This window comes from Paracoccus sp. UBA5162 (assembly GCF_002413585.1).
Lineage (GTDB): Bacteria > Pseudomonadota > Alphaproteobacteria > Rhodobacterales > Rhodobacteraceae > Paracoccus.
Genome location: NZ_DHXG01000007.1, coordinates 12,974 through 14,903 on the forward strand (window position 1 = coordinate 12,974; position 1,930 = coordinate 14,903).

At 71.3% G+C, this 1,930-nt stretch carries 2 protein-coding genes; both read left to right on the top strand.

Annotated elements, in window-relative coordinates:
- On the top strand, nt 1-1,233 hold a 1,233-nt coding region (locus tag B4A72_RS00845), incomplete at its 5' end, for a hypothetical protein (protein WP_292977956.1).
- On the top strand, nt 1,230-1,930 hold a 701-nt coding region (locus B4A72_RS00850), incomplete at its 3' end, for a site-specific integrase (RefSeq protein WP_292977957.1). The genes B4A72_RS00845 and B4A72_RS00850, both read left to right, overlap by 4 nt.

Below are 1,930 nucleotides of genomic sequence, written 5' to 3' on the forward strand. Positions count from 1 at the left end.
CCCGCCGATCTGTGGCAGGGCAGCGCGACGGCCGATCTGCTGGATCCGATCCGACAGACGCCCGCGCGCCTGCCGGCGATGACCGCGCTGATGCTGCGCCTGCTGACCGCGCAATTGCCGCCGCCGATCCCCGGGCCCGCCGATGCTCCGGCCGATACCGATAGCGGTGCCGATACCGGTGCCGGCCCGGCTGCCGTGGAAAGCGGGCAACTGCTGCTGGCGCGGGCCGACAGATTGCTGGACATGGGCGCGCTGGACCGGGCCCAGGCGCTGCTGATGGCGACGGGCGCGGGCGATCCGCAGATCTTTCGCCGCCTGTTCGATATCGCGCTGCTCGAGGGCGACGAGAGCCGCGCCTGCGACATCATGAACACCACGCCCGGCATCGCGCCCAGCTTTGCCGCGCGCATCTTCTGCCTGGCCCAGACCGGCGACTGGGCCGCCGCCGCGATCAGCCTGAGCGGGGCCGAACGCCTGCGTCTGATTTCCGCCGATCAGGCGCTGCTGATGCAGCATTTCCTTGACGATACCTTCGTCGATAGCGGCGAGGTGCTGGAACCGTCGCAGCCGATGACGCCGCTGAATTTCCGCATCTTCGAGGCGATCGGCCAGCCGCTGCCCAGCCTGGGCCTGCCCATCGCCTTCGCCCAGTCCGACCTGCGCGCCAATAATGGCTGGAAGACGCGCCTGGAAGCGGCCGAGCGTCTGGCCCGGATCGGCGCCATCGACCCCGGTCGTCTGCGCGCGATCTATGCCGAACAGAAACCCCCGGCTTCGGGCGGGGTCTGGGAACGCGCCGGGGCCATGCGCACGCTTGAGGCGGCCCTGGCACAGGGCGATCCCGCCGCCGCCCTGCCGGCGGCCTTCGATCAGTTCCGCGCGGCCGGCATGGCGGATGTGCTGGCCGCGATGGTGGCCGACGAATTGCCGCCGAACCTGGAAGGCCGCGCGGGCGAGGTCGCGAGCTGGCTGCGCCAATGGCAAGGCCTGCCCGCCGCGACGCCACTGCCGACCGATCCCGTGCTTCTAAGCGGTCAGACCCCGCCTCCGGCCCAACGGCGCGGCGAGGCGCTGCTGGCCGCGATGGCCGATATCGATGCCGGACTTGATGGTGATCTGGCCCGCGCCGGGCGCGGGCTGGCGGTCTTGCGCGGACTGGGCCTCGAGGCGGATGCCGATCTTGCCGCCGCGCAGCTTTCGCTGCTGCCGGTGATGACGAAAGCGCCGCAATGACGCCCGATTACCGCGCCATCTCGGCCTTTCTGGACGCCCAGGCCGCCGAAGCCGGGGCCGCGCGCAATACGCTGCTGGCCTATGGCCGCGATCTGCGCGATCTGTCCGACTGGCTGGCCCGGCGCGAATCCTCTCTGGCGCTACTGGGTCGCGAAACGATCGAAAGCTATCTCGCCCATTGCGACGCCCAGGGCCTGTCGCGGGCCACGCGCGCAAGGCGGCTGTCCTCGATCCGCCAGTTCACCCGCTTTGCCCTGGAAGAGGGTTGGCGCCAGGACGACCCGGCCATCCGCATCACCGGTCCCGGCCGCGCCCACCGCCTGCCCGCGACGCTGGACCGGGCCGAGATCGAGGCCATGCTTCGGGTCGCCCCCGAGATCGGCCGGACCCGGACTGATCGGACCCGCAACCGGTGCCTGATCGAGCTGCTCTATGCCACCGGAATGCGCGTCAGTGAACTGGTCGCGCTGCCGGTCGCGTCCTGCCGGGGCGATCCTGCCGTGCTGCTGATCCGGGGCAAGGGCGGCAAGGAACGCATGGTCCCGCTGACCGGACCGGCCAGGACGGCGCTTGCGGAATGGCTGCGGATCCGCGATCGGGCCGACAGGTCCAGCCCGCTGGGCCGGGCGATTGCCGACAAAGGCGCGCGCTGGCTGTTTCCCGCCCCCGGCGCCGCCGGTCATCTGCCGAGGCAGGG